At 58.2% G+C, this 25,455-nt stretch carries 24 protein-coding genes and 1 pseudogene; 11 read left to right on the forward strand and 14 right to left on the reverse strand.

What is annotated here, in order from left to right; translation table 11 throughout:
• Positions 1-36: 36 nt before the first annotated feature.
• Positions 37-450 (reverse strand): hypothetical protein, encoded by a 414-nt coding sequence (locus V1292_RS32895; protein WP_334376701.1) that lies wholly within the window; start codon positions 448-450, stop codon positions 37-39.
• A 39-nt stretch (positions 451-489) separates the two neighbouring features.
• Complete coding sequence (locus tag V1292_RS32900) at positions 490-765, reverse strand: hypothetical protein (RefSeq protein ID WP_334376702.1); 276 nt, start codon at positions 763-765, stop codon at positions 490-492.
• Between the two features lie 804 nt (positions 766-1,569).
• Between V1292_RS32900 and V1292_RS32905 the strand changes: the two genes are divergently transcribed.
• Positions 1,570-4,128, forward strand: a complete 2,559-nt coding sequence (locus tag V1292_RS32905; protein WP_334376703.1) for an NfrA family protein — start codon at positions 1,570-1,572, stop codon at positions 4,126-4,128.
• A 176-nt stretch (positions 4,129-4,304) separates the two neighbouring features.
• Here the strand turns inward: V1292_RS32905 and V1292_RS33985 are convergent.
• Positions 4,305-4,409, reverse strand: a pseudogene (locus V1292_RS33985) (PEPxxWA-CTERM sorting domain-containing protein); the annotation flags it as partial.
• 1,058 nt (positions 4,410-5,467) lie between these two features.
• Entirely contained in the window at positions 5,468-5,653 is a 186-nt protein-coding gene (locus V1292_RS32915; protein ID WP_334376705.1) for a hypothetical protein, read from the reverse strand.
• A gap of 291 nt (positions 5,654-5,944) precedes the next feature.
• Here V1292_RS32915 and V1292_RS32920 point away from each other — a divergent pair, with 291 nt between their 5' ends.
• Complete coding sequence (locus V1292_RS32920; RefSeq protein WP_334376706.1) at positions 5,945-6,418, forward strand: hypothetical protein; 474 nt, start codon at positions 5,945-5,947, stop codon at positions 6,416-6,418.
• Between the two features lie 109 nt (positions 6,419-6,527).
• On the opposite strand, the gene V1292_RS32925 is transcribed toward V1292_RS32920, so the two are convergent.
• A complete protein-coding gene (locus V1292_RS32925) occupies positions 6,528-6,683 on the reverse strand; it encodes a hypothetical protein (protein ID WP_334376707.1) in 156 nt (51 codons plus the stop codon).
• A 181-nt stretch (positions 6,684-6,864) separates the two neighbouring features.
• Positions 6,865-8,052: a glycosyltransferase family 2 protein gene (locus V1292_RS32930; RefSeq protein ID WP_334376708.1), complete on the reverse strand. Its 1,188-nt coding sequence runs from the start codon at positions 8,050-8,052 to the stop codon at positions 6,865-6,867.
• A 182-nt stretch (positions 8,053-8,234) separates the two neighbouring features.
• Between V1292_RS32930 and V1292_RS32935 the strand changes: the two genes are divergently transcribed.
• Entirely contained in the window at positions 8,235-9,434 is a 1,200-nt protein-coding gene (locus V1292_RS32935; protein WP_334376709.1) for a glycosyltransferase, read from the forward strand.
• Positions 9,435-9,502: 68 nt separating this feature from the next.
• The gene (locus V1292_RS32940; RefSeq protein WP_334376710.1) at positions 9,503-9,823 is read left to right on the forward strand and encodes a hypothetical protein; all 321 of its coding nucleotides are present in this window, start codon (positions 9,503-9,505) and stop codon (positions 9,821-9,823) included.
• A 93-nt stretch (positions 9,824-9,916) separates the two neighbouring features.
• On the opposite strand, the gene V1292_RS32945 is transcribed toward V1292_RS32940, so the two are convergent.
• From V1292_RS32945 to V1292_RS32965, 5 genes are all read right to left on the reverse strand, one after another.
• A complete protein-coding gene (locus tag V1292_RS32945; RefSeq protein ID WP_334376711.1) occupies positions 9,917-10,585 on the reverse strand; it encodes a PEPxxWA-CTERM sorting domain-containing protein in 669 nt (222 codons plus the stop codon).
• A 234-nt stretch (positions 10,586-10,819) separates the two neighbouring features.
• The gene (locus tag V1292_RS32950) at positions 10,820-11,500 is read right to left on the reverse strand and encodes a metallophosphoesterase family protein (protein WP_334376712.1); all 681 of its coding nucleotides are present in this window, start codon (positions 11,498-11,500) and stop codon (positions 10,820-10,822) included.
• 141 nt (positions 11,501-11,641) lie between these two features.
• Complete coding sequence (xrtV, locus tag V1292_RS32955; protein ID WP_334376713.1) at positions 11,642-12,553, reverse strand: exosortase V; 912 nt, start codon at positions 12,551-12,553, stop codon at positions 11,642-11,644.
• A 59-nt stretch (positions 12,554-12,612) separates the two neighbouring features.
• Positions 12,613-12,834 (reverse strand): XrtV sorting system accessory protein, encoded by a 222-nt coding sequence (locus tag V1292_RS32960; RefSeq protein ID WP_334376715.1) that lies wholly within the window; start codon positions 12,832-12,834, stop codon positions 12,613-12,615.
• A 50-nt stretch (positions 12,835-12,884) separates the two neighbouring features.
• Positions 12,885-13,757, reverse strand: a complete 873-nt coding sequence (locus V1292_RS32965; protein WP_334376716.1) for a hypothetical protein — start codon at positions 13,755-13,757, stop codon at positions 12,885-12,887.
• A gap of 262 nt (positions 13,758-14,019) precedes the next feature.
• Here V1292_RS32965 and epsI point away from each other — a divergent pair, with 262 nt between their 5' ends.
• From epsI to fcl, 4 genes are all read left to right on the forward strand, one after another.
• A complete protein-coding gene (gene epsI / locus V1292_RS32970; protein WP_334376717.1) occupies positions 14,020-14,721 on the forward strand; it encodes an exosortase-associated protein EpsI, V-type in 702 nt (233 codons plus the stop codon).
• Positions 14,722-14,783: 62 nt separating this feature from the next.
• On the forward strand, positions 14,784-15,455 hold the full coding sequence (locus V1292_RS32975; RefSeq protein WP_334376718.1) for a S1 family peptidase: 672 nt from the start codon (positions 14,784-14,786) through the stop codon (positions 15,453-15,455).
• Between the two features lie 119 nt (positions 15,456-15,574).
• The gene (gene gmd / locus V1292_RS32980; protein ID WP_334376719.1) at positions 15,575-16,660 is read left to right on the forward strand and encodes a GDP-mannose 4,6-dehydratase; all 1,086 of its coding nucleotides are present in this window, start codon (positions 15,575-15,577) and stop codon (positions 16,658-16,660) included.
• Complete coding sequence (fcl, locus tag V1292_RS32985; RefSeq protein ID WP_334376720.1) at positions 16,641-17,588, forward strand: GDP-L-fucose synthase; 948 nt, start codon at positions 16,641-16,643, stop codon at positions 17,586-17,588. Before gmd ends, fcl begins: the two co-directional genes overlap by 20 nt.
• A gap of 59 nt (positions 17,589-17,647) precedes the next feature.
• Here fcl and V1292_RS32990 read toward each other — a convergent pair whose 3' ends face one another.
• A complete protein-coding gene (locus V1292_RS32990) occupies positions 17,648-18,250 on the reverse strand; it encodes a CpsD/CapB family tyrosine-protein kinase (RefSeq protein WP_334376721.1) in 603 nt (200 codons plus the stop codon).
• 229 nt (positions 18,251-18,479) lie between these two features.
• Complete coding sequence (locus V1292_RS32995) at positions 18,480-19,826, reverse strand: sugar transporter (protein WP_334376722.1); 1,347 nt, start codon at positions 19,824-19,826, stop codon at positions 18,480-18,482.
• 277 nt (positions 19,827-20,103) lie between these two features.
• Here V1292_RS32995 and V1292_RS33000 point away from each other — a divergent pair, with 277 nt between their 5' ends.
• The 3 genes from V1292_RS33000 to V1292_RS33010 all read left to right on the forward strand — a co-directional run bounded on the left by V1292_RS33000 (position 20,104) and on the right by V1292_RS33010 (position 22,914).
• On the forward strand, positions 20,104-20,940 hold the full coding sequence (locus tag V1292_RS33000; RefSeq protein ID WP_334376723.1) for an ExeA family protein: 837 nt from the start codon (positions 20,104-20,106) through the stop codon (positions 20,938-20,940).
• 122 nt (positions 20,941-21,062) lie between these two features.
• Positions 21,063-21,647 (forward strand): polysaccharide biosynthesis/export family protein, encoded by a 585-nt coding sequence (locus tag V1292_RS33005; RefSeq protein WP_334376724.1) that lies wholly within the window; start codon positions 21,063-21,065, stop codon positions 21,645-21,647.
• Between the two features lie 70 nt (positions 21,648-21,717).
• Positions 21,718-22,914 (forward strand): hypothetical protein, encoded by a 1,197-nt coding sequence (locus V1292_RS33010; protein WP_334376726.1) that lies wholly within the window; start codon positions 21,718-21,720, stop codon positions 22,912-22,914.
• A gap of 126 nt (positions 22,915-23,040) precedes the next feature.
• Here V1292_RS33010 and V1292_RS33015 read toward each other — a convergent pair whose 3' ends face one another.
• Complete coding sequence (locus V1292_RS33015) at positions 23,041-25,431, reverse strand: tetratricopeptide repeat protein (protein ID WP_334376727.1); 2,391 nt, start codon at positions 25,429-25,431, stop codon at positions 23,041-23,043.
• Between the last annotated feature and the right edge of the window lie 24 nt (positions 25,432-25,455).

Here is a 25,455-nt window from a genome sequence, read left to right on the forward strand (position 1 = left end):
CGCAGACACAAGCGAGACCGCAGGTGATCAATCCGCTCAGACAACGCCCTCGTGCTTGCCGGATCGAGCAGCCGTCCTCATTGCATCTTTCGAATAGAGGAAAAGCTTGCAGCAGCCGAGAGCGCCAACCAGCGCCGGCGGAAGCATGGTCGCGGCAAGCAGAAGAGGTGACACCTGCCATGAAGGGGCGATCCAACCCTTAAACAGCCAGCCTAAAGCGAAGTCGATAGCCCCAACCAGCAAAGCGAGACCAAGCAGCGGCAAGAGGAGCCCGATAAACATTGAAGCCCAGCCGGGTGCTGCTCTTGACCAATCGATGCCATCGAACGCCTGGTCTTGGCGCGCGCCCGGGATGCCAGCCAAATCGGAACTGTGGCCTAACCCGACGCCTTGAGAGCCCGAAGGCAGCGGGACCGGATCGTTCGGTTTAATAGCCATATTGAACGTCATTATCATTAAAACCAGAGATGTCGCGCTAGCCCGACGATATCAGTACCATGGCCACCAGTTATAACGATACCGCGGATTACCGTAGTAACCCGGTCCAGCGTAGGGGCCGTAGAAGTTCTTGTCGCCATAAACCCACCGGGCGACCGGGCGTCGCCGATTCGGTCGGTAGCAATTGCCGGCCTCATCACAAATCACCTTCGCGGCCGTGATCAGCGAATCCGAAGCAGGCTGAAGATGGCTCAGAAGCGGCGCTGCGCTGGCACTGGTAGCAATCAAAAGGCCGACCACCAGCACGGACGCACAGATCGCTCGCATGTCTCGTCTCCCCTCGCGAATTAATTGGCCGAAAATACCGAAGATTCTTGCAGACAAACAAAACCGGAATTCGGAGCCTACCCGCTCGACCGGATGCTGACTAGGCCTCATCCCCATTTCCGTTATACCGGAATTCCCAAATGAATGGACGTGTCGCGCAGCGACTGAAGCGTTCCTCTCGGAGAGCCGCACCGCCCGCATTTCAGAACGGAACACGGGTCCGGCCGAGCCTCGATCGGCAACGCAACGGTCAGGCTGCCGCATTGTTCGCAAATCGGCTTGAATGTTTGCCTGTCCTTCAAGGCGACGCTCGTCTCAATATCCATACTAAATCCATCAATCGGGGACTTCGACAAACTGGAAACAATGAACGATCGAAAATGCATAAATCGAGTTCCGGCCCGGGCCGCCACTCGGACCCAACAAATTCAGAATCCTGCCGGTCTGTGCAACGGACGAACGCATTTAACCCTAATGGTCGGGAGGCTTTTACGACGAACTCGGCGCCAGCCGCATCCTCCGCAATCGGATGCGCTTAAAGACCGTGGCCGTTGGCAAGCAGAGGCTTTTCCACCGCAGCCTCGTGTTTGGCCAGAGGCTTCGCAGCAAAAACATCACAGCCGGGGAAAAGTTAGAAAAATGAATGACATCAAAGCCTGAAGCGCGGCTAAAAGGCGGGTTCTCCGTTCCGCTGAATCGTCGGCTCGGTTACGGTTTAGCGTCAAAATTTAACGGGATTGGCGTAACGCTGGCTGCATGGGGAATTGGGGCGGAAAATACCTGAACCGGACGATTTTTCGGGCAGTGCTGGCTGCGCTTTTGCTCGTGGCGCTCCTGTGTCCGGGCGCCCGCGCCCAGGTCGCGGATAGCGGTCCTCCGCTGGAGGGCGAGGCCTATACGGCGGCGGAGACCGCTTACAAGGCGTTCGGCCAGGGCGACTACGAGGCTTCCGCGGCAAGGGCTGCAGAGGCCGTGGCGCTCCGTCCTGATCTCCTCCGCCTGCACCTGCTCCTGATCGACTCGCTGGTCGCCGCCGGCGACCTCATCCGGGCCGATCTGGCGACGAAAGCCGCCTCGGCGGCGTTCACGGGCAACCGGGACCTCGAAGGGCGGCAAGCGAGTATTCGCCAGCGTCTCGCCCAGCGGCCGGCCAGTGAGGGCTACAAGGCGCTCGAAAAGGGCGATGCCAAGGCCGCGGTCCGGGCGGCGCGCAGCGCGGTCGACTATGTGCCGGACTCGATGTCGTACCGCCTGTTGCTGCTGAACGCCCAGCTTGCCGACAACAATTTGCCGGGCGCTTTGGAAACCGCCACCGAAGCGATTGCGCTCGATCGAGCGAATTATGTTCCGCTGGTATGGCGCGGCTATATCAACCAGCGACTGGGAAAGCGCGCCGATGCCGTGTCGGACTTCAACGCTGCCCTGGCGATCCCGGGCCTGACTGCCACTCAGCAGAAGAATATCCGGCTGATCTCCGCGGATGCAGCCATGGCGTCAGGTGACTTCAACGCCGCGATCGAATTGTTGGGCAGCTATTCGCGAACCGACCCAAAGGTCATCACCCGCCTCACCGATGCAGAAGGCGCAAGCCAGCGCAGAGGCGTGCTTCGGAACAACGGCAATATGGTGCCGCCGCCGGTGCAGGAATGTTCAACCACCACCAGCGGTGTCAATTGCGAACTCGAGGCGCCCGCGGTCCTGAGCATATTGACCCCTGTTGCATCGCCCGAAGAAAAGGCCGCAAGAGAAACCTTTGAAGCGAAGGAACGCGCCTACCAGGCTGAACGAGACAAGGACTACAAGTCAGCCATCGTCGAGGCGCGTAAGGCCGTACAACTTGAGCCCGAGGTCGCCGCAAGCCGCCTCCTGCTGGTCAACATCCTGATGTCAGCCGGCCGCCCCGCGGAAGCCGAGGTTGAGGCGACCAAGGCAATCGATGCGGGGCACTCGAACGCAGAGATCTATGCGCAACGCGGCTATGCGCGAGCCAAGCTCAAGAATTTTCGCGGCACGATGTCGGATTGGGAAACCGCCCTGAAGCGGGGCCTCCCGCCCGCTCAAGCCCACAACGTTCGACTTTCCCTCGCTGACGCCGCCTTGGCTTCCAACGAGCCCATGCGGGCTTTGCGCGCGCTCCAGAAATTGGCCGTGAGCTATGACACCTCGATCCGCAGGGCCTATGCACTGCAGGCGCTCGGGCGAAAGGAAGAATCGCTTGCCGAATTCAGAACAGCCGAACGGCTCGCAACGACCGCTGTTCAGAAGGACGGCGCGCTGCGCGCGCAGATCAACACGCTGGTCGAGTTGGACCGCAAGCCGGAAGCCCGCATCCTGTTTGATCGGGCAATCGCCCATGGCAGATTGGGTACCGTCCGGGATGCCGATATTGGCTACCTCGCCGTCGCCGTCGGCAATGACGAGGTAGCGTTGGCTCGCTTCGATCGCGCGCATGCCACCGGACAATTGCCGGCTCGGGCCACGATCGATGCGGGATATACCGCGATGCGTCGCTTCGAAAATCCAAAGGCCATCGCCTATCTGATGGAAGGGATCGACGCCAAGGCAACCGGACGGATCGATATTGACGACCAAAAGCTGTTCGAGACGCGTCGAACAGTTTCAGACCTGGCCCGCGTATGGGGTATCAACACTTCGGTTTCATACGGCAAAGTTGGTTCGGCGCCCAACCCGTTCCTGACGACGACGGCGCCCAGCAGTTACACATCGCAACTGGGAACTGAGTTCTATTATCGCCCGGAAGGGTTCGGATACAGGAATGGCGCGATATTCGAGTTGTTCGGCCGCCTTTTCGAAACCCTGTATGACCAGTCCGGCGGGCCGACGGGCGGACGCACGACACAGGGCATGGTGGGCGCCCGCTGGAAGCCGTTCTCGAACGCCAACCTGGTGTTTGAAGTCGACCGGCTTATTGCGCTTGGCGATGCAGCACGCGATGACACGCTGTTGCGCGCGCTCTACTCCTACACGGTCGGCACCGATCTGCGTGTCTTGGATGCGAGCTGGCCGACCTGGTACGTCTACGCGGAGGTGGATCGCTTCCTCGAGAAGCGACAGCTCGTCGCGATCATGGAAGGCCGCTTCGGACGAAGCTTCCGGCTCGATCCGATCAGCAGCAAGCTGGTATTCTTCCCGCACGCCGTGCTGGCCGCAAATTACGACGATTCATTCGCGAACCGTGCCGCTTACTCGGTCGGCGCAGGTGGTTCGTTACGCTACTGGTTCGGCGAAACGACATACATGGCGCCGCCTTCGTACTGGGAGCTGACGCTGCAATATCGCTGGCGCCTCGCGGGCGATCAGAGGGCTCAGGGCATCTTCGCGCAGACGTCGATAAACTATTGAACGCCGTACTGTCTGCGCAGAGCACGCTTAATGGGTACCCTGCTTTAGCAATCAAGATTCGCAGGCCGATGTGTTCCTTCTTCAGCTAAAACCGAACAATTCAATCATCCGCCAACCAAAACAAAAGCCACCTCTCGGTGGCTTTCATCGTTTTGCATTGCTGGACAGAGCTCGGATCATGCCACCGCTGGAGCTGGCTTGACGTTACGCCGATACATGCCGAAACCCACCCCTGCAAAGCCAAGGATCATCATGATCCAAGTGGACGGTTCAGGCACAGCGGCGGTGAATTCCACCTCGCTAAGCATGATCCAGGGTTGCTTGTTTATGTCAAAGGCATTGGCGTTGAACGCCTGATCGCCCGGATACAGGTTATGGTAGTAGATCGAATCCGCCAGCAGACCGCCGCGCATTAGCTGAAACTGAAAATCCGTGTCTTGCTGGTAGCTGATCGGGGTATCGAAGGTAAACGTCGCTTTTTCAACGACCGAAGAAAGAGCGGAGAATGTCGGAGTTAGCGACTGCAGGACGCCGCCAATGGTAAGATTGATCTGACCGGGCAGACCGACGAGACCGCCGTAAGTGGTATTCTCCACTTGCACCGGATTGGCGAAATAGAGCGTGATCTGGCTGATCTGAGATCCGGGCTTCAGAAAAAAGTTTAGAACCGGATCGGTGTATTTCCAGCCAACATATTGTTGGGGACCTAACGTATAGTCAGTCGTCGGGACAACGCCATTGGTGAGGATGCCAGCCCCCCCAGTCAAAGGGGCAGCCTCGGTAATCGAGTTCACGGCCGGCGAACTTCCCGAGTAGGCCCCATCCAAGTAATTGTAGGTACCGAGCGAAACCGTGCCGTTGCCGTTGTTCATCTCGTAACTGGTGACAGCGACAAGGCCAGCCGATGCAGCCGTAGAGCCCAGCAAGGTTGTTGCGAGAGCAATGAGCGAACGAGACCGCAGCGACATATTAAATTCCTCGAAAGGTGAACAAATAAATCGAACACCGTCATTTATTGTTACCAGGTTATTACCATGAGCTTCACTTACTGCAAGCAGCATCTTCTGCGGCAGCGCTTATCGTTAACAGCCTGATCGCGCAGGTTGTTGCAAAGAGGTCGCCCATGCGCGCGTCGGTTGATTCGCGCATTCAAAAAGGCGAGTTTGGCTGATCCCCCGCACAGATGTGCGCTCCAACGAGGTGCTGAGGTTCAATCCTCAAGGGCCGCGATTAACCATGCGGCAATATCGTCTCGTCTTTAATCAAGAGGCGCCTTCAATTAACTTCTATCATTTAATTGGTCCGCAGCCGCGGTCGAAACTGATTCGCGGCGACAGGGCTAGTTCGCGCGCCGACCGTCCGACCGGTGTTTTGCGGTGAGATTGCCAGGCTGGTTTGCCGGCAGGGCCGGATCGGGCACCCTGGCGAACTCATTCGTCATGCCATCCGGCGCCGGCCCGCGAAAAACAAGAAAGCCCCGGTCAGTGACCACGATGTCGCCCCTCTGGAGCAGGGTATCGTTCATGGCCATATCCGAGGCGATCCGCGCGGCCTCAGCGTCCGAGGGTGGCGGTCGCCTGATGCGACCGCTCTCCTGTGCGTGCGCCGTTGCGCTCAGCACCAAGGCAGCCGAGACGACAAATGCTTTCCACATGGCTTTCTAACAGCTAGGGACGGGCAACGATCTGTATCGCAAAAAAGCCGCCTCAGCGGCGCTTTTCCAAGTCGGCCGCGAACCGAATAATAAAAGATTATCTAGCGTGACGGGCTAGTCCACGTGTTCCTGAACGGGAAGACTCAGCAGTTCGATCGGACCTTGGCCATCCCCGAACAGACCGTAGCAGCGAACCTGTTTTCCGAGGCCGGCCTCGGTTCGATCGCTGGCCTGCGATCAGCTCCGTCCAATTGGCCGCGCAATACTCTTTCGAGCTGCAGCCAATCGCTCTCCTTTATCTCGGTCGATTCATTCAGCGCAGTAAGCAGCGCGCTCGTCAGCCTATCCGGCATGGGTCCCATCCTGTTGCGCCATCCAGCAGCCATCTCGGTGGCCACAAGCCCCAAGAAAAACCGCGATGCAACCCACCCCAAGGCGCTTATCGCTCTGACGCTATCCAGAATTGAGACCCGACTACGCAACGATTCGCAAGTCGGCCATCTGACTTCTGGTACCTTTTCCAACCGAATGAAGAATGGCGCCCGTGACCGGAATGTAGCCCCTGGAAGCCCTGAGGGCTTGCCCAGCACGGGGCAGAATGGTCAGCGGTACAACACATTCGGGAGCGCCAGCTAAGCCCCCAAAAGCCATCCGACGCCGGCAAATATCGCCCACAGCCAACCAACCATGGCGATCCCGATCGCCGCCAGATAAAGCGGCGGAGCCAACCCCTGACGAAACTTTTTCATTGTGAACTTCGCAAGGCTTCCGCTTCTGACAGGCGCTCGCGCAGGCGGCGCAATTCCAGATACCGCTCCGCAATGCTGACAACCGGGTGCTTTTTCGAAGTCTTCTTCGGCTTCTTCGGTTTGGGCAGACTGGTACGGCTATGCGCTTTCATGGGTACCCCCTCCTCCCGCCTGAAAAACTCAAGCAAACGATGTGCCAGCCAAAATCCGGTGATGCGGCTGGTGCGCCAAGCTAATCTTCGTCTGGCGCGCTCTTATTGAAGTTCGATAACGGTTCCGTGACCCGTTTGCGTGACCCAATCGGGGGACGCCGCAGGAAAAATCCGTGTCACGCTAGGTTGGGGTTGATCGGTCGGTCCGTATCCATTGAGACGCTGTACCGCCGATCAACATCCGACCGTAAAAGCCTATTTTTTTCAACGCAAAAGAGCCGAACGATAATAATTCGTGCGCAGGAAAAACCTGACGTCCAAATTTAAACCAAGCCAGAACAACACATAAGATAAATCCAAGAAGATTGCCGCCTGCGATCAGGGTGGGCAGCCACGGCCCTCCAAGCAGCGTAACTGACGAGGTCAGAACCATCGTCGCGACCATCAACAGCGCAAGGAGAGAGAGTGGCGGCACCAAAAGATCGAGCGCCAGCACCAAGACATTGATGTCGCCGCGCATCAAACCCACGGTGAGAAGTCTCGGAACGAACCTTCCGATTGTGGCGAGATGACCCTGGACCCACCGCTGCCGCTGACTTTCAGTCCCCTTGGCGCTGGTCGGAAATGTGCTGGTAACTTTCACGAACGGAAAGAAATACGGCGCCTTACCCGTTTCCGAGAGATCGAGACCCAGCTTCAGATCCTCCACCAGATGGCCGCTGGCCAACGGAACGGAGCTGATCGCATTCCACGGAAACATCATTCCTGTCCCCATCAACTGAACGGGACCACGAAGATTTCTTAACCCAAGAGGACGAACCCAGTTTCTGAGAACCCAGGCGAACTCCGCGAAGCTATGATTGATGGGCGAGTTCTCGGCGCTTCGCATCATGAACAACGCTTGTACCGGCCGCTGAACCTGATGGCAGGCTCGCTTGAGCCCTTCGACCAAGTCGGCCTGGAGGCGGCAATCGGCATCGACGAAGAGAACGAAATCGGGCGGGTCCTGGCTGAGATGAGCGATGCCCCATCCCATCGCGAATCCCTTGCCGACTCTCTCGGGGTCGTTGCGGATAATGACCTCGGCGCCTGATGCAGCCGCAACCTCAGCGGTATCATCACTGCAGTTATCGGCGATAACGATAAGGCGATCTGCGGCGCCAAGCTGCAGCTTGACGTCTTGCAGCGTTGGAACAAGTCCAACGCTCTCATTGTGCGCAGGAACGATTACCGCAACGCGCTTTTCAATATTTAATTCTTTGGCTTCGAAAGGCTCCAGTCTCGGCGCCTTAAGAGCTGCAATGACTTCAACCAGCAGGACAGCGACGGGAACGCTGAGCAATCCAGCCAGAGCGGCCAAGATCAACATCGCAAATACCGATCTCGAAACGTTTGACTTAACGTTTTGTCAGGCAAAAAAGTGAAAATGGAAGTCGGGTATAAATATCCCGTCTCTCTCTCAATTACTACTATATTCCTCAAATAGATAATAGGACGAGGCCCCCCGTATTTTTTCGGGCTACTTTAGAATAGGTCAGGCAGAGCCCCCTCATGAAGATCGCCTATCTGGTTAACCATTATCCGGCGATCAGCCACAGTTTTATCCGACGCGAAATCCTGGCGCTCGAACGCCTGGGCTACGAGATCCTGCGAATATCAGTGCGGGGCTGGGCCGATGCGCAGCGCGGCTCCGAGGACCAATTGGAGCAGGCTCGCACACGTTACATCCTGCGCGGCGGCGCGGTGCCGCTGCTGGTCTCATTCCTGCGCATCCTGGTAACTAATCCCGCCGGCCTGTTTCGCGCGATCGCCCTGACGTTAAGGATCGGTCTGCGGGCGGAGCGGCCCCTCCCCGTTCATCTAATTTATCTGTTCGAAGCGTGTCAGGTGGCGCTGTGGTTGCGCCGCGAAAAGGTCCAGCACCTGCACGTCCATTTCGGAACCAATTCTGCCGAAGTCGCGATGCTTGTCGGTGAACTGGGAGGGCCACCCTGGAGCTTTACTGCCCACGGCCCCGAGGAATTCGACAAGCCGAAGTTCATCTCGCTTCCCGAGAAAATCCGGCGGGCGCGCTTTGTCGTCGCAGTCAGTTCATTCGGACGGAGCCAGCTCTTCCGCAATGTCCCCCACGCTTACTGGTCCAAGATAAAGGTGGTCCATTGCGGGCTTGAACCGGCTTTCTATGACACCGATGTCACGGCGGCGGCGGGCAATGAGCGACGATTGGTTTGCGTGGGCCGCATCTGCGAGCAGAAGGGGCAGTTGCTCCTGATCGAAGCAGCGCGGCTACTGGCGGAGCGCGGGACAAAGTTCGAACTGGTGCTCGCCGGCGACGGCGAGATGCGCAGCGAGATCGAGTCGCTTGTCGCAAAATACAAGCTGACGGATATCGTGCGCATAACAGGCTGGATCAGTAGTGACGAGGTCCAGGCCGAAATCCTCGCGGCCCGCGCGCTGGTGTTGCCGAGCTTCGCTGAAGGCCTGCCGGTGGTCATCATGGAAGCCATGGCGCTGCGCAGACCGGTGATCAGTACATTCGTCGCCGGCATCCCTGAACTGATTAAGCACGGCGAGCACGGCTGGCTGGTTCCTGCCGGCGATCTTGAGAGTTTGGCCGCGGCAATGGAGCAATGTCTCAACGCGGCGCCGGAAGTGATCACGCAAATGGGAGAAAGTGCCCGTCAAAGGGTTTTGCAACGCCATGATATCGACAAGGAAGCGGCTAAGCTGATCAAGCTGATTGACGCCTAGACGGCCGTTGGGCCGATAGTCATCGGCAACGCCCGGTCACCCTATTCCTCATGCTTCCGGGAAGTGAGATGAGGATACTGTTTACTCTGTTGGCGGCTCTAACGATGATCGGCTCGATGCAGCCGGCCATCGGCCAGGTCAACATGCAGTATAGCGGCCGATATGGCGGACAGTACGGCGGCCAATATGGCGGGCAATTTAGCGGACAATACAGCGGTCAGTACTACGGCCGGGGGAGCAGCGACCAGACCGCGTCGCCAAACGCGCTGGACAGAAAGCTTGATATTTTGGGCGCTCCAGTTAATTCCGGCGCGTGCGGGCAACTTCACTATCCACCGCCCGGAACGGATTACGTGCTCCATGACAGTCAGGGGCGCCGCTGCTTTTAGAACAGTGCGTTTTCCGCTGGTCGGCCTCGATAGCGTTAGAGGCAGAAAGGACCGCCCCGCAGGCGGTCTTCGCATTCTCTGATTTCCAACCGCTCAGGCCGTCGCAAAGCCCTTCCTGCGCCGGCGACACGCCAACGCGCAGACACCGGCAAAGCCCAGGATCATCATCGCCCAGGTCGAAGGCTCGGGGACAGCCGCCACGGCCGCGCCGAATTTTACATTGTTCAAAAAGAGGCTTTCGTCTGCAGAAGTAAGCAGGACGGTGGTGAAAGGAGTTGAATCCGTAGCACCGAAAAAATTATTGGTTTCGTAGACGCCAGGCGTGGTGGACCTTGTAAATGTCTGGCCGTTGGAAAGAAGGAAGGTAACGTCATAGCTGCCGAACGTGCCAAAATCTAAGGAGAAAGCAGTCACCGGCCCGGCGAAGGTAATCAGAATATTTAACAGATCAAAGTCTAGCTGTTGCGCGGCGAGCACAGCTGGCTGACCGCTAAATACAGGGCCAATGTTGAAGAAGCCGCCATTATACTTGCTCGTATCTGAGGAAAACGTCACGCCACCATAGCTGACGCTGTCCCCCGCAAAGCTATCGAATCCGCTGCCCGAAGACGGATTCGGAATGGTGATCGTGGTGTGGCTGGCCGTTGCGCCATTCCACGAAGAGAAGTCAGAGTAAGTGACAAAGCTGGCATCTGCGTTGACCGTGCCTGCAAACAATATTAGCGCCGCCCCTAAGGCGGCCGGGTTCATCTTCATGAACATCAAGGTTCCCAAATTTTTGTGTGTGAAAACGAACGCGGCACTGATTCGTCGCTAAATAGTAGCGGAAACGGGTAATCACCGAAAAGGAATTAAATTTTAATTGGGGATTACAGCGGCCAACGCGCGGATTTTATTCAACGCCTTGTTCGGTCGCCCGCAAGGTGCGGCCGGGAAATATGCGACTTGCCGATGGTGAACGGCCTGGAGCATCTCCACGCCGGCGATGGGCCAGTCCTACATTTCGCGGCCGAAGCATTCGAGGTGCTCGGAGGCGCCGCCCGGCCGGTCGTCCTCAAATACCCCGATCACCAAGCGCCCCGTCTTCCAGGCCAGCCCGTCCAGATTGGTCTTGTGCTTGCCCGCAATGGGCGCACGCGTATCTGCATGGTGACCATGTACGACATACCGATGCCCATGGCCGACGTCAGCGCCGAGCGGATAACGCTTCCAAAGCAACGTTTCCTCGTTCTGCTGTTCAAGCGGAATCTTCGGATCGACTGCAGCGTGAACGAATACCCGGTGCCGATCGACATGCATCAGCGGGAGATTGGCGATCCAATCCAGATGATCAGCCGGGATCGCTCGCAAATCCGGGAGCATTGGGCTTTGGCCATACGATGCCAGCGTCTCACCTGCCCCATTCCTGATCCACCAGTCGAGCTCGGCCCTGTTTTCACAGACCGCGCACATCATGGCTTCGTGGTTGCCCTTCAGATTGACGACCTTGGAGTCATCTGGTCTCCAACTCATGAGACGCTCGACGACCTGCCTACTCTGCGGCCCGCGGTCGACATAGTCGCCCAGGGTTATGATCGTGGAAGCCACCCCCTCGGCATGCCGGGCAATCGCGTCGATTGCGCGATCCAGAAGATCCAGCCGGCCGTGAAGGTCGGGTATGGCGTACGTTCGGCTCACGGCAACCCTCGTCAAGAACCGGTCTTGAAGTGGCATGAGCTTAGCAAGCTCGGCGCGAACGAGCCATCTTGCAGAAAGAGCACGCAAGAACAAAACGTCCCAGCGGGCGGCTTCACGAAGCACAACCGCAGATGCTCGAAGCTAGGCGGGCGTCGCCAATGCGGCGCGGTTGCGGAGACGGCGCACCAGCGCAACACAAAGGCCCAGAAAGATATCGAACAGGAACAGCAGAATAACCGCGATGACGAAAAGGCCGATGCCGGTAAGATCGTGCAGAATTCCGTCGAGCATGTCAGGTCCCAGATAATAAGCGATCATGACCAACGCGAAAACGCGAAAGAAATTTGCAATGATAGTAATAGGAATGATGGCCGCGAGAAGGAACAGGCTTCGGATTTTCTGCTGCCAGCGAAACGCATAGGCATAAAAAACGCCGATCGCGGACAACGCAAAAATCGAATTCATTCCGGAACAGGCGTCCTTTACCAGGAGCTGATATGTCCCGATCATGATCATGACGCCGTTCTGGGCAACCGGAAAACCCGTCGCATAGAGCACGTTGGTCACGACGTTCGAAATAAAGACCTTCAGCGGAACGGTGGCGGCATCGACCAGCCAGTCGGGCATCGGCACTGCAAAGATCAAGAAGCCGATCGGAAACGCGAGCACCCGCAACGCCGGCCATCCGGCCGAAATCAGGACGCACCCGACGATGACGGGGATCAAGGAAAAGGTTTCGAAGGTGACCAGGCCCTGTTGGATCCGGGCCAGATAGAGGATGACCAGGCCGCCGAGCAGAGCAAGCCACCCCGTGACGGGGGCCGGGGAAGTTTCAACGGCCCGCAATTTCTCGCGCGATTGCCAGACCAGCCAGAGCGAGGCCGCGATGATGAGCGGACCATGCCCCTCCTGCTCCGTCTGCCAAGGTCCATCAATCAAACTGAGAACGGTCTGGGCATAGGCAGCAATCACAGAGGCGCCGAGCAGCGCCGGCCACAAAAAAGGGCCGAGAAAGCCCGCCTTCGCCGATGGTATTACTTGCGAATATGTCATTTCAATACCAACAGGTTCCAGAATTTAGTCTACTGATAGCATTAAATGGAACAAACCGTTCATCTCCGGGCTATCAAAACCGCGTAACCAGCGCCAGCAAGAATCAAGATCAGGGCGAGATAGAACGAACCGGCGTTGCCGACCTGGTTGGCGACGGCGAATACAATGCCAGCGAGCATGAAGTGCAGTAAAGTTCGGTTGTCTCGCTCGGTGAACTGGAAGAACGCGATCACCAGAGCCACGAAGCAGGTAACGGTCAACACATCAAAAAGCGTTGTCATTCAATGTCGCCTTGTGGAACATCTTATGGCGGCGAAGTCACATCCTGTACTCAGTTCTTCTTGCTATCTCCCGGCTGCATGATCTTCGCGTATTCACCTTCATATTTCGCTTCGAGATTCGCAGAATAGGCCGCAATCCCTAGTTCGGCCTTGACCGCGTCTGCGCGCATCAATTGCCGCGCCAGATTGGCCGCGGCCTCGCCTTCGAGCGGGCGCGGCTCCTGCCCTTTGACCTTGAAGAACAAGCCGTTCTGGCCGGAGCGAACAAAGAACACGTCGTCCGCCTTCTTGGCCTCGATCAATCCGTAAAACTCCGGCGGCAAATCGCCGCTGTTCAGCGCGCCCATTTGACGACCGTGGGGAATGCCGGCTGCGGTGAGCTTCTCATCGATTTCGTCGAGCGATTTGGCGTTCTTGTTCGCTTCCACGAAGGACTGGGTAGATGGCCCTATTGGAAATGCGATTTGTTCGACGCTGAGCAGTTTTCTGCCGGCGAATTTCGTCGGGTTGTTGGCGATATACCTGTCGATATCTGCCTTGCCTGGCGCCTTGGCAGCTGCCGTTCGCTGCAGATACGCATTCTCAAGAATCTGTTCGCGCGACCTCAAGAGGTCCAGCAGCACGCCCGGTTCGCGATCGAGCTTCGCCGCCATGGCTTGGCGGAGCAGATATTTGCGCACGACCAGCTGGCCCAGGACGCCCTTAACGGTCTCGGGCTCCTTCTGCTTGTCCGGCGTCACGTTCGCCCAGCGAAACTCGTTCTCGAGATCCTGGATGGTCACGACTTCCTCGCCGACGCGCGCAACCACCTGTCCTTTGGAAGCGGCGGGCTGGTCGCTCTTTTTGCCGCAACCGGCCAAGGCAACCGCACCGCAGGCGAGCAAAACGGCCAGCCGGGCGATCTTGATGGACATACCCTTCATCCAGGAACTCCGTGCATCCAAATAGGCCGAGAAACAAATGCAACAGGCCGGCCATGCCTGATCCTGCTATGACTAGCGAGCCCGCTGCTCCCGGTCGAGCCTATAGCGCTTTTTCGCTGCAATTTCCGCTGTTTATGTTAATTTCGTTAAGCGGGTCGATTATCTCTTTCTTTTGACTGCAAATCGGCCGGTTGGAGTATATCCTCAAGCGGCTGATCCAATTAATTCTCAATTGTTTAACTCTCAATTGTGCGTGGACTCAATGAAATACCCTCGTATTCAAATCATACTGGCATGTATCGCAATCGTGGGATGCGCCGTGCTGGCGACCGTACTGGCGCCCCGTCAACTGATGGCCCGTACGTCGGCCTCCCCCAGCCTCGAAACCGTCATTCCGCGCCAATTTGGAACCTGGAAGCTGGTTCCCGAAATTAGTCCGGTCCGGCCAGCAGATCCAGACGCGTACGTTCAGCCGGACCCGCTCGCTGGAAAGATCTACAGCCAGGAAGTTGGTCGGGGCTATACGGACGGGCATGGCAACATCGTCATGCTGATGGTCGCGTACGGTCCGGTGCAGAACTATCGGCTGAAGTCGCACCGTCCGGAGATTTGTTATACCGCCAACGGCTTCCGGATTTCGGAAAAAGCGGATGCCGCGATCAGCTATCGCAATGGCGCGCAACCCATCAAGATGACTCGATTGGTTGCGGCAAGGGAGTCGCGCTTCGAACCGGTGACTTACTGGCTGCGGGTCGGTAATGACATCGCCAATGGCGTCGTCGATCATCAGTTGAGCCGGCTGAAGTATGGCCTGCGCGGGATCATTCCCGATGGTGCCCTGATCAGGGTCTCCACGATCGGTCTGCCGAAGGATGTATCATACAAACTACAGGACCAATTTATCCGCGATCTGCTTGCCGCCATTCCGCCTCAGGAACTCAGGTTCTTTACCGGCGCGAGCTGAAGATCGCGGCGTGCAAACTTGACAGGTGATTTTTGCTATTCGCTCGATTCACCTCGAAATTGATGCGCGTACCATTGCTCTATTGCGTCCTTCTGGCAGTCCTGTCGCAGCCGGCATATGCGCAAGGCGCTGACGATACGCTGCTGCCATATGCGGTAAGTATTCATCAGACGCCGATGCAGAGCTGGGGGCCGGGAGCCGGCATCTATCTCGGAAAAGGCCTGTTCATCACGGCGGCGCATGTCGCAGGCCGGGCTTGGCTGACGCGACCCAAGATCGCCATTGCCGGCTCCGAATATCCGACTCGTGTTGTTAAGGAAGGCAGTTTCGAGGGAACTGATCTAACGCTGCTATCGGTTGATGAGGAGCTTCTTCCGGTGCGATTGCGGCTTCGGCGAAACTCAATCTGCACCGATCCGCCCAGGCCCGGACAAGAGGTCGTGACCATCGTACCGGGATCTGCCGTGCGCTCCCACATCCTCTCGCCCGATCGGCTGCCGGCTAGAACCCGCAGCCGATTCAGCACGGTGATCGCCGACGTGGCTCGCACCGGCAATTCCGGATCAGGGGTGTTCGATGTCAAACGCAAGTGCCTGCTCGGGATAATGAGCCGGAAAATTTCGCAACCGCATTATCGACCTGAGACCAGAAAGATGGAAACGCGTGATATCGCCAAATACTTTGTACCGGCCTCAGAAATTGCGGCCTTTTTGCCCGCCCATTTGCAGCTCTAGCAGCTCTAATTAGCCCCCTTGGTCCTGCCGATCGATTGCTCGCGCGTTGAAGCAAATCACGACCTCGGCATTGAATGAATTTGGCGCCCTGGCGCGCTCGAAGCAGTATTGGAGCAAGCATGACAGTTGAACATTCAAAACAGCGCGTGGCGCTGATCACCGGCGCGACCGGCCAGGACGGCGCCTACTTGGCCGAATATCTGCTCGGCCTCGGCTATGAGGTCCACGGCATCAAGCGGCGGTCGTCCTCGTTCAACACGGCGCGGATCGATCACCTGTACCAGGACCCGCATTCCCGCAAGGTGCCGTTCCTGCTGCATTACGGCGACATGACCGACTCGACCAACCTGATCCGGCTGATGCAGCAGATCCGGCCGACCGAGATCTACAACCTCGCCGCCCAGAGCCATGTCGGGGTCAGCTTCGAAAGCCCGGAATACACCGCCAACGCCGACGCCATCGGCGTGCTGCGGCTGCTGGAGGCGATCCGCATTCTCGGCATGGAGAAGGAGACGCGGTTCTATCAGGCCTCGACCTCGGAGCTCTATGGCCTGGTGCAGGAGGTGCCGCAGAAGGAGACCACGCCGTTCTACCCGCGCTCGCCTTACGGCGTCGCCAAGCTGTACGGCTACTGGATCACGGTGAACTATCGCGAGGCCTACGGCATGTTTGCCTCGAACGGCATCCTGTTCAACCACGAGAGCCCGATCCGCGGCGAGACCTTTGTCACCCGCAAGATCACCCGCAGCGTCGCCCGCATCGAGGTTGGCCTGAACGAGGTGCTCTATCTCGGCAACCTCGAAGCCAAGCGCGACTGGGGCCATGCGCGGGATTATATCGAGGGCATGCACAAGATCCTGCAGGCCGATGCCCCCGACGATTTCGTGCTGGCGACCGGCGAGACCCGCTCGGTGCGCGAATTCGTCGAACTGGCGTTCGCCGAAGTCGGCCGCCGCATCGAATGGCGCGGCCAGGGCGTCGACGAGACCGGGGTCGACCAAAAATCCGGCACCACCGTGGTCCGCATCGATCCGGTCTATTTCCGCCCCACCGAAGTCGATCTTCTGGTCGGCGATGCCAGCAAGGCGCGCGACAAACTCGGCTGGAAGCCCAAGACGTCGTTCGCCCAGATGGTCAAGGAAATGGTGGCGAACGATCTCAACGAAGCGAAGCGGGAGGTCGCCAATGGCAAGCCTGCCGTTTGAGCTGACGGGCAAGACCGTCTACGTCGCCGGCCACCGCGGCATGGTCGGCGCCGCGCTGGTGCGCCGGCTGGCGCGGGAAGACGTCGAACTGCTGACGACGCCCCGCAATGAGGTCGATCTGCGCGATCAGGCCGCGGTCAACCGCTGGTTTGCCGCCAACCGGCCCCAGGCGGTGTTTCTGGCGGCCGCCAAGGTCGGCGGCATCGTCGCCAACAACACCCTGCGCGCCGAATTCCTCTACGACAATCTGGCGATTGCAGCGAACGTGATCCATGCCGCGCATGTCTACGGCGCCGAGAAGCTGATGTTCTTAGGCTCCTCCTGCATCTATCCCAAGCTGGCGCCGCAGCCGCTGCACGAGGATTCCATGCTGACGGGGCCGCTGGAACCGACCAACGAACCCTATGCGATTGCCAAGATCGCCGGCATCAAGATGGTGGAGGCCTATCGCAGCCAGTACGGCGCCGACTTCATCAATGTGATGCCGACCAATCTGTACGGGCGCGGCGACAATTATCATCCCGAATACAGCCACGTCGTCGCCGCGCTGATCCGCCGCTTTCACGAGGCCAAGGTTTCTGGCGCGAAGGAGGTCGTGGTCTGGGGCACCGGCACGCCGCGGCGCGAATTCCTCTATGTCGACGACCTCGCGGACGCCTGCATCCATCTGATGAAGACCTATTCGGCGAGCGAGTTGGTCAATATCGGCACCGGCGAGGACATCACGATCGCCGAATTCGCCCGCGTCGTCGCGGCGACGGTCGGCTACAGCGGCGAGATCGGTTTTGATGCCTCGCGCCCGGACGGTACCCCGCGCAAGCTGCTCGATGTCAGCCGGCTGGCCAAACTCGGCTGGCGCGCCAGCACGAAGCTCGAGGACGGCATCCGGCTCGCCTACCAGGCGTTCCTGAGTGAAGGACAACAATAGTCATTCCGGAAGCCGCGCAATCGAACCTCACGCCATTCGGATCGCGGCCGGATTAGAAATCAATAGTAGCCGTAGTACGAACCAGCCGCCTCGGTCGACTTATTCACAACGACGCGGACAACGGTTGTCCGTCGCAAATGCCGCTGGCATTCCTTGATGTCAGAAACCGTCGTGTTTCCAACCCCCGCAACGAGCAACGCCGCATCCATTCGAGGCAGGATCGAAATTACATCATCGCCGAGCAGCATCGGCGGAAGATCGAAGATAACGATACGTGACCGGAAATCCCGCTTGATGGTCTGCAGCATCGCCCCCATCGTCTGCGAAGCCATCCACTCGGAAGAATGCGACGAGACCGATCCGGGCAGCACCAGCATGTTGTTGGGACCGATGCTTACCTGCATCACCGCTGACGAAAGCGGCGTGCGTCCTTCCAGGACATCGAGAACACCGCCATTGCCGTCTATGCCCAGATAATTTCCAACTGCTGGCCGGCGCAAATCGAGATCGACCAGCAGCACCGACCGCTCCGGCAGGCGTGAAATGCTCAGTGCAAGATTGCAGGCCGTCACGGTCTTTCCGCACCCGGCGGTCGGCGAGGTCACAGCCAGGAACTGCCAGCTTTTCTTGTCCATCTCCTGCAGCACCTGGGTGCGCAGCATGTCGTAGTAGCGGCCGTTCGGACCGGAAGTGCCATATGCCACGATTCGGTTGGCTTCGAGATGATCGGCCCGAAGACGCACCTCGTTAACGGGCGACTCGGCTGAGCGCTGCAGCGGTCCGTTAGCCGCAAGGGCAGATCCGCTCACGGCTCCGGGACGGTGTACCACCTCCGCAGCGCGCGCGAGTTCGACAGCCTGCTTTATTGAATCCACCACATGACCCCGCAAATTATCGAAACAGCCCGACCCTGGCCTTGGCAATCAAGAGATCAAGGGGCGGAAGGAAGAGGTACGCAACGATCAACAGTCCGATCACAACCAGCGCGAACAGCCCCAGAAAAGCAAATATCCGCCGCCGCTGCGCACGCAACTCGGCCGTCGTCGTGATGTAGGGAATTGAAATGATCAAATGGCCATCGACCACCGACAGAAGCTCATTGCTTCTGCGGATTCCCTTGTCCAGGATTTCGACCAGAAATGCCAGCCCCGCGCCGCCAAAAAGCGCAGCCGCGAACGCCATGGCAAGGACCTTCAGCCGATTGGGCTTGATCGGCTCTTGCGGAGCCGTGGGCTGCTCGATGATTTCGAGCTTCTCGGACTGCTGGTCCTTTTCGAGGTTCTCGCCGAGCCGTGCGGCGGCCAATTTTGCCGAGGCAGCATCGAGATTTTTCTGCAAGCTCTCCTGTTGGGCGACCAAGGCCTCGAGGCTGGCCGCTGTTGCAGCATCACTGGTAGGCGCCGGCGCAGCGGCCACCTTTTCCAAGGCTTCGATCTGCCTCTTCAGGGACTGGATCACGGGATGGCGCTCTGAGTACAGCGCGCCCCTCTGAATCAACTCGGACTTAAGCTGCGTAAGGGTTGTCGGCTGGTCGGAGCCGGTTGACGATGCCGGCTTACCTTGCGTGACCCGCAACTGAGCGATCTTGGCATCAAGCGCATTGTTCTCCGCCTGAAGCCTCTGCACCTCTCGGGCCAGGAACTTCGTTGTGTCCGTGGCGCGGCTGGTTCGATCTCGAAGATCCTCGTTTAGGATCCGCGTCATCAACTCGTTGGCTACCTGCGCAGCCACCGCAGCATTGCCGTATTCGAATCCGACCGAGAAAACGATCGTAGGATTTTCCATAGCGGCGCGCGTCCGCTGCTTGAAGTCCAGTTGAAGATCGACCGGCGCGATTTTCGTGTGCTTCTTGACCTGCGCGACGAGCTCGGTCGGCGACATCAGCGAGCGCTTGTCCGGGAACAGTTTGAATTTGTCGGCGATCGCGATGAGATTGTCGCGTGTCATTGTCCGCTGCTGAATGGCCTGGATTCGCTCCTGCGCGGCGCTGGTAACTGTAGGCCGGACCAGTTCGGATGGAATCTGCTGCGATTGAACGAGTATTCGTCCTTCGGAGACATAGGTTGGTGGCCAAAGCAACGCTACCGCGGCGCCCACAGCCAGGATCGTGGCGAATGGCAGCACAAAATAGGCCCACCGCCGTTTGAACACTTCCCAGTAGAAGGCGGGCTGCAACAGGTGACTGCGGTCCTCTTGCAGCGGCTGGAAATCGTCCTCAAATTCAACTTTCTGCAGCATATATTATATTGTCCGAGCGTCTGTTTGCGACCCTGCTGGGCTAATAGTACCGCGAAATGATCGGTGGCGCGTCGCTCCAAACTGCAATCTAGCATCGATCTTGCAGGGATTTAATGAATAGTTGCTGAGCGCCACGATTTTCAGATTTCAATCTTAATGGCGGTTCCAATGGCCGCCGCTTTGGCAAATTTACGTAGATCAGAGAAATGGGTCGAAGGAGGCAGGGCAATTCCGCGAACTACGCTATAAGGGTCGATAGCCGGGCTAAGGAAGTTCAATGTACGAGGCATTTTATCAACTACGGGAGAAACCTTTTTCAATCCTCCCCGACCCCGACCTGATTTATTGGGGCAAAATGCATTCCATGGCGTTCACGATGCTGGAGTTCGGCGTCATGAACAACGCCGGCTTCACCGTCATTACCGGTGAAATAGGTTCCGGCAAGACGACCCTGGTCCGGCACCTGCTCAAGAAGGTTAGTCCAGCGATCACCATCGGACTGATCTCGAATTCCCCGCAGGGCCGCCAGGAATTGCTGCAATGGATCCTGATGTCGCTCGGGCAACCGTTCGATGGAGATTATCCAAATCTTTTCAAGAAGTTACAAGATTTTTTATACGGTCAATTCGCCAACGGAAGGCGAACCATATTGATCATCGACGAGGCGCAGAACCTCGAGCCGGAAGCGCTCGAACATTTGCGCATGATCTCCAATATTAACGCGGACAAATTTCAGATTCTGCAGCTGATTCTGGTAGGGCAGCCCCAACTGCGCGACCTGCTGCTCGCGCCCAAACTGCATCAGTTCGCGCAGCGGATTTCCTCCGATTTCCACCTGCGCCCCCTCGATGAGCGGGAGGTCGCCAACTACATCGCTTTCCGGCTTCAGGCGGTGGGTGCCCGGCGCCCCCTCTTCACCCAAGAGGCCTGTTCGCTTATCGCGTCTGCGAGCGGTGGAATACCCCGAATGATTAACGTCTTGTGTGACACGGCGCTGGTTTATGGTTTTGCCAACGATCAGCGAGTAATTTCGGATCAGATTGTGCGGGATGTTATTGCAGACAAGCAACAGTACAGCATTTTTCCGGTAAAAAAGTTCTCGCGGGTTCCCTAAGTCATTGTATTCTATTAGCTTCCCCATGGCTAAATAATGGCTGCGTGTTCGGGAAAATCCCCGCACGTCGGCCCAAATGTCTTTGTTTGCGGGCTTTTTTGCCGACGGTTAGGGGAAATGACATGCGAATCTTGCTGGCGCTGCTGTGCGTTGCCTTCCTGACCGCGGGGGCGGAAGCGCAGACCCTGAAATCGGGCGACAGCCTGAGCATTTCGGTCCTGCAGGACCCGAAGCTCGACCGGACGGTTGTCGTCGACCCCTCCGGTGAAATCGCGTTTCCCCTCGCCGGCCATATCAGGGCGCGCGGCCTCACACCATTGGCGCTCGAAAACATTCTCAAGAACAAGCTGAAGAACAACTACAAGGACGAGAATCTCGACGTCACGGTTGCTGTCATAGCCGCTCCTAAGGAGATCCCCGAGGACGACCTGAAGCCGAAGATTTTCATCACCGGCGAGATCATCAAGCCGGGCTCCTATGTGGTCAGACAGAAGACGACCCTGATGCAGGCCATTGCACTGGCCGGCGGCATCGGCCCCTTTGCTGCGAAGAATCGCATCCAGGTGAGACGCAAGGGCCCCGGCGGCGACGAAACAATTTTCATGTTTAACTATCGGGCTTACGAAGCTGGTGACGATTTAGAAGGTAACATCACCTTGCGAGCCGGCGACGTCATCATGGTTCCGGAACGGCGCTTGTTTGAGTGAGGTCTGACGCACGGCGGGGGCGAGAAGCAACGTGAAGAGAGCTGCCATAGCAGTCTCGGTATGCTTTGGCATGGCGCCGTCCGTGGCATTTGCGTTCGATTGGTCGATAAAGGCCAGCGAGACCGAAACGGTCGAACTGAACAGCAACCAGTTCTTGCGTAGTTCCCCCGCGGGATCGGTGGGCTCCTACACGACGCTCAGCGCCGACGCACAGGCGCGTACGCCGACGTCCAAGTTCAACTTCACCGGCGACGGCAGCTACAAGAAGTATTGGGGACCGGGCGTTGTCGGAACTGCGTCGGAATTCCTGAACTATGGCTTCAAGGCGCGCTACGAGATTCAGGAAAAGACGAAATTCGACCGGGAGTATGTCGAGGGAAGCTGGAGACAGCAGAGTACTGCTCTCGCGCTGCTGAACGATCTCGGTGTCTCCGTTCCGACTTCAGGCTTTATCGATCGGCTCACGGCAACCGGCGGAATCGACCGTTCGATCACCGCAATTGACACAGTGTCCCTGCTCGTCACGTCCTCGCGCACGAGCTACCAGCCGTCGAGCGGGGGCGGCACGCCCTTTACGGATACGCTTGCGCGCGGCAACTGGAGGCGCTCGCTAAGTTCGGTCACCGCGATCAACCTGTCCTCCGAATACGAGCTGCTCGAATATGACAACGCATTCAACACCCGGGTCCAGATTTTTCGTGATCAGGCCGGATTCGACACTACTTTGTCGGCGGTGCTTTCCTTTCGGGCCAATGCCGGTGTCGCCTATCTGGTGACCGATCGAGGAGTTTCTGCATTCGGGGGCGGGACGCCTGCCACACCCGTATCAAGCTCGGTCCTCGACTGGATCGGCGACGCGGTCCTCACCTATCGAATGCTGAAAAGCACGACTCTGTCCGTCACCGCCAGCCAGTCAGTTGGACCGAGCATTGTGGGCTCGCTGTTCAAACGGGATTCGATTACGGCATCGCTGAGCCACAGCATCAACGCACGATCCACCGTCTCGCTCGCAGCGAGCGGCAACCGACAGATCTCGACCACAACGACGGACTACGCTTCGGCGTCGGCGACATACAGCTACAATCTGACCCGCGAATGGGCGACGTCGCTCACCTACCGGTATCTGCATCGGTTCGCGAGCACCGGCACCACCATTTTCGACCCGATTACCGGCACGCCAACGGTTTCCGGCACGGGCCCCGCGGACTCCCACAGCCTGATGTTTGTCGTGACGCACAACTGGACTGTATTGCCTTCCGGCAATTAGCGCGTTTTCCAGCGAAAGCCCGCCCCGGACTTGATCCGGGGTGGACACCGGTTCGCGTCAAGAAAACGCGTCAAAACAAAAATCTAGAGCCAGGTTCAATCAGAACCGAAAGGCTCTAGCCCGCGTTCACTTCATCGCAGAACGGATATTTTCCTTGAGCGGAGTCCCGTCCGGCTCCAGCGAAAATGCGGCCTTGAATCGTTCGGCCGCCTTGTCCGTCTGCCCTGCCGCCGCGTAGCTCATGCCGAGGTGATACTGGAGCGCCGCAAGGTTGTTCATTCGCGTCATAGCCGCCTCGAGCGTGGCGATCGCACCCTTGAAATCGCCGCGCTTGTACTGGGCCCACCCCAACGTATCCTGAAACTGTGGCACGTCGGAACTCCTAAGCTTTTCCGACAACTCAAATGCACGTTCCAGGCTTGGCTTGTCGGTCCGATTGTCCAGTAGCAGGCTGACGAGATTGTTGATCGCAACCATAGAATTTGGCTGGTCCTGCAAGATCGCTTCGTACTGAGATATTGCTGCGTCGTTACTCCCTCGTTGGATATGGAATCCCGCCAGGGCGAGACGGAAAGCTAAATTGCCAGATAGCTCCGCAAGTCCAGCCTTGAGCACCTTCTCGGCCGCATCGTAGTCCTTGCTTTGAACATAGAACTCGCTCAAGGCCGTGTATCCCGCCGGCTCTTTCGGCTGTTGCTCGACTGCCTTCTTGAAGTTCTGCAGCGCCTCATCGTTCTTTTTTTCCGCCAGCTTCGCCTGGCCCAGAAACACCAGAAGCTGAGCATTGGTCGGGAACTTGTTGCTCAGTCCCTGCAGCAGCGCCGCGGCTTTGTCCGGCTTGCCCTGCTTCACATAGGCTGAGGCAAGTGCCAGCGCCGGCTGAGGCGCGTCTGGCGCCGCTTTGTGCGCAGCCTCCAACGCTGCGATACTTTCCTCGATCTTGTTTTGGCCGGCGAGCGCTGCGGCGCGGATCTGTTCGGCAACGACCCGGGCTCCCTCAACGCGTGACATGGCGTCCGCGATCGCCAAGGCTCCCGACCAGTTCTGGCGGCTCAATCTGACCTGCCCGAGCGACGACCATATTTGGAGATTGCCGGAATTGCGATTGGCGGCTTCCATCAAGATCTCTTCGGCGCGAGCCGCATCGCCCTTGCGCTGCAGGAATGCGACGTAACGGAGGACGACATCAGTGTTGGAGTTGGACGATTTCAGCGCGTCGACATACTGACGATCGGCTAACTCGCCCTTCCCGCTCCGTTCATACGCCACTGCCATCAGCGATAACAGTTCGACCGATTTTGGCTGATCGTTGAGCGCTTCACGCAAATCGGAAATGGCGCTGTCGAACTGGCCCTTGTCGATGCTCATCGCTGCCCGCAGGCGCAGCGCGCCCCCATTGCGGCGATCCTTTGCGAGGATTTCGGCGATCAAAGGCTCGGCTGCCGCCTTCTCTCCCTTGGAAAGATGGATTTCCGCGAGCTTTACCTGAGCAGCGAGTTTTTTGTCGGGGGCGGCGACCGTATTTGCCAGCTTCTGCAAAGCCTGTACGGCATCGACCGTTCGGTTCTGCTGATGATTTAGCTCGGCCAATGCGATCTGGTAATCAAAATCATCGCCGCCTGCCTTGACCCGCGCTTCCAGCTCCGCTCGGGCGGCATCCGCCCCCTTTGTGGCAGCCAAGAAGCGAACAAGGTCCATTCCGATCTTGCTGTCGGCCGGGCTGGCTTCGGCCCTCGCCCGGAATTCCTTCTCTGCCTCGGCGAACTTTCGCTGTGCGATGAGAAATTGCAGAAGCTGAGCTCGGTAGGTGGCCTCTTGAGGATTCTGCGCGATCAGCTTGCGCAACAACTCTTCCGCCTTTGGCAAATCCTTCTTGCGTGCATACATGTCGATTTTCTGCAGCGTGAGGCGCGTGTCGTCCTTGGAGCCCGCGGGGACCGAATCCAGAAGCTTCAATGCGCCATCCAGATCGCCATCAGCGACCTTTTTAGACGCCAGCACCGAGATCGCATCGACGTTGGCCGGATCGATCTCATATGCGCGCTGCGCCTCGCGGATCGCGCCTGCATTGTCATTCGTGCGAAGCAGAATGATCGAGCGCAGGGCATGGAGTTCCGCGTTTGGCTTGTCGCCTTCGTTGGCGGCATCGACGACCCGAAGCGCGGCTTCGGCTGCTCCGCCCCCCACCATAATTCTTGCGAGCTTCAATCGCGCGTTCAGATCGTTCGGATCCAATTCGACGATGCGGCGCAGATCCAGGAAGAGCGAACTCGCCTTTGTCCGCTCGTCGATACCTGCGAGCGCCCGCCAGACTTCGACCTTGTCGCTCTTGTACTTGACGGCTTTCAGAAGTTCCTTTCGCGCCTCAAGGTCGTCCTTCTTTTCGATAAGAGCTATTCCGCTCTCATAGTAACTTTGCGCGCGTTCTTCGGGCGATCCGCAGCCCGCTAGGAACGTCACGAGCAGGAGCGCAAGAGCGCCGCGAACGTGAAAAGACTGACCGACTGGCTGCTTCATCTTTGGCCCTGGATTACTGTCATG

Source organism: Bradyrhizobium sp. AZCC 1719, from assembly GCF_036924525.1.
Lineage (GTDB): Bacteria > Pseudomonadota > Alphaproteobacteria > Rhizobiales > Xanthobacteraceae > Bradyrhizobium.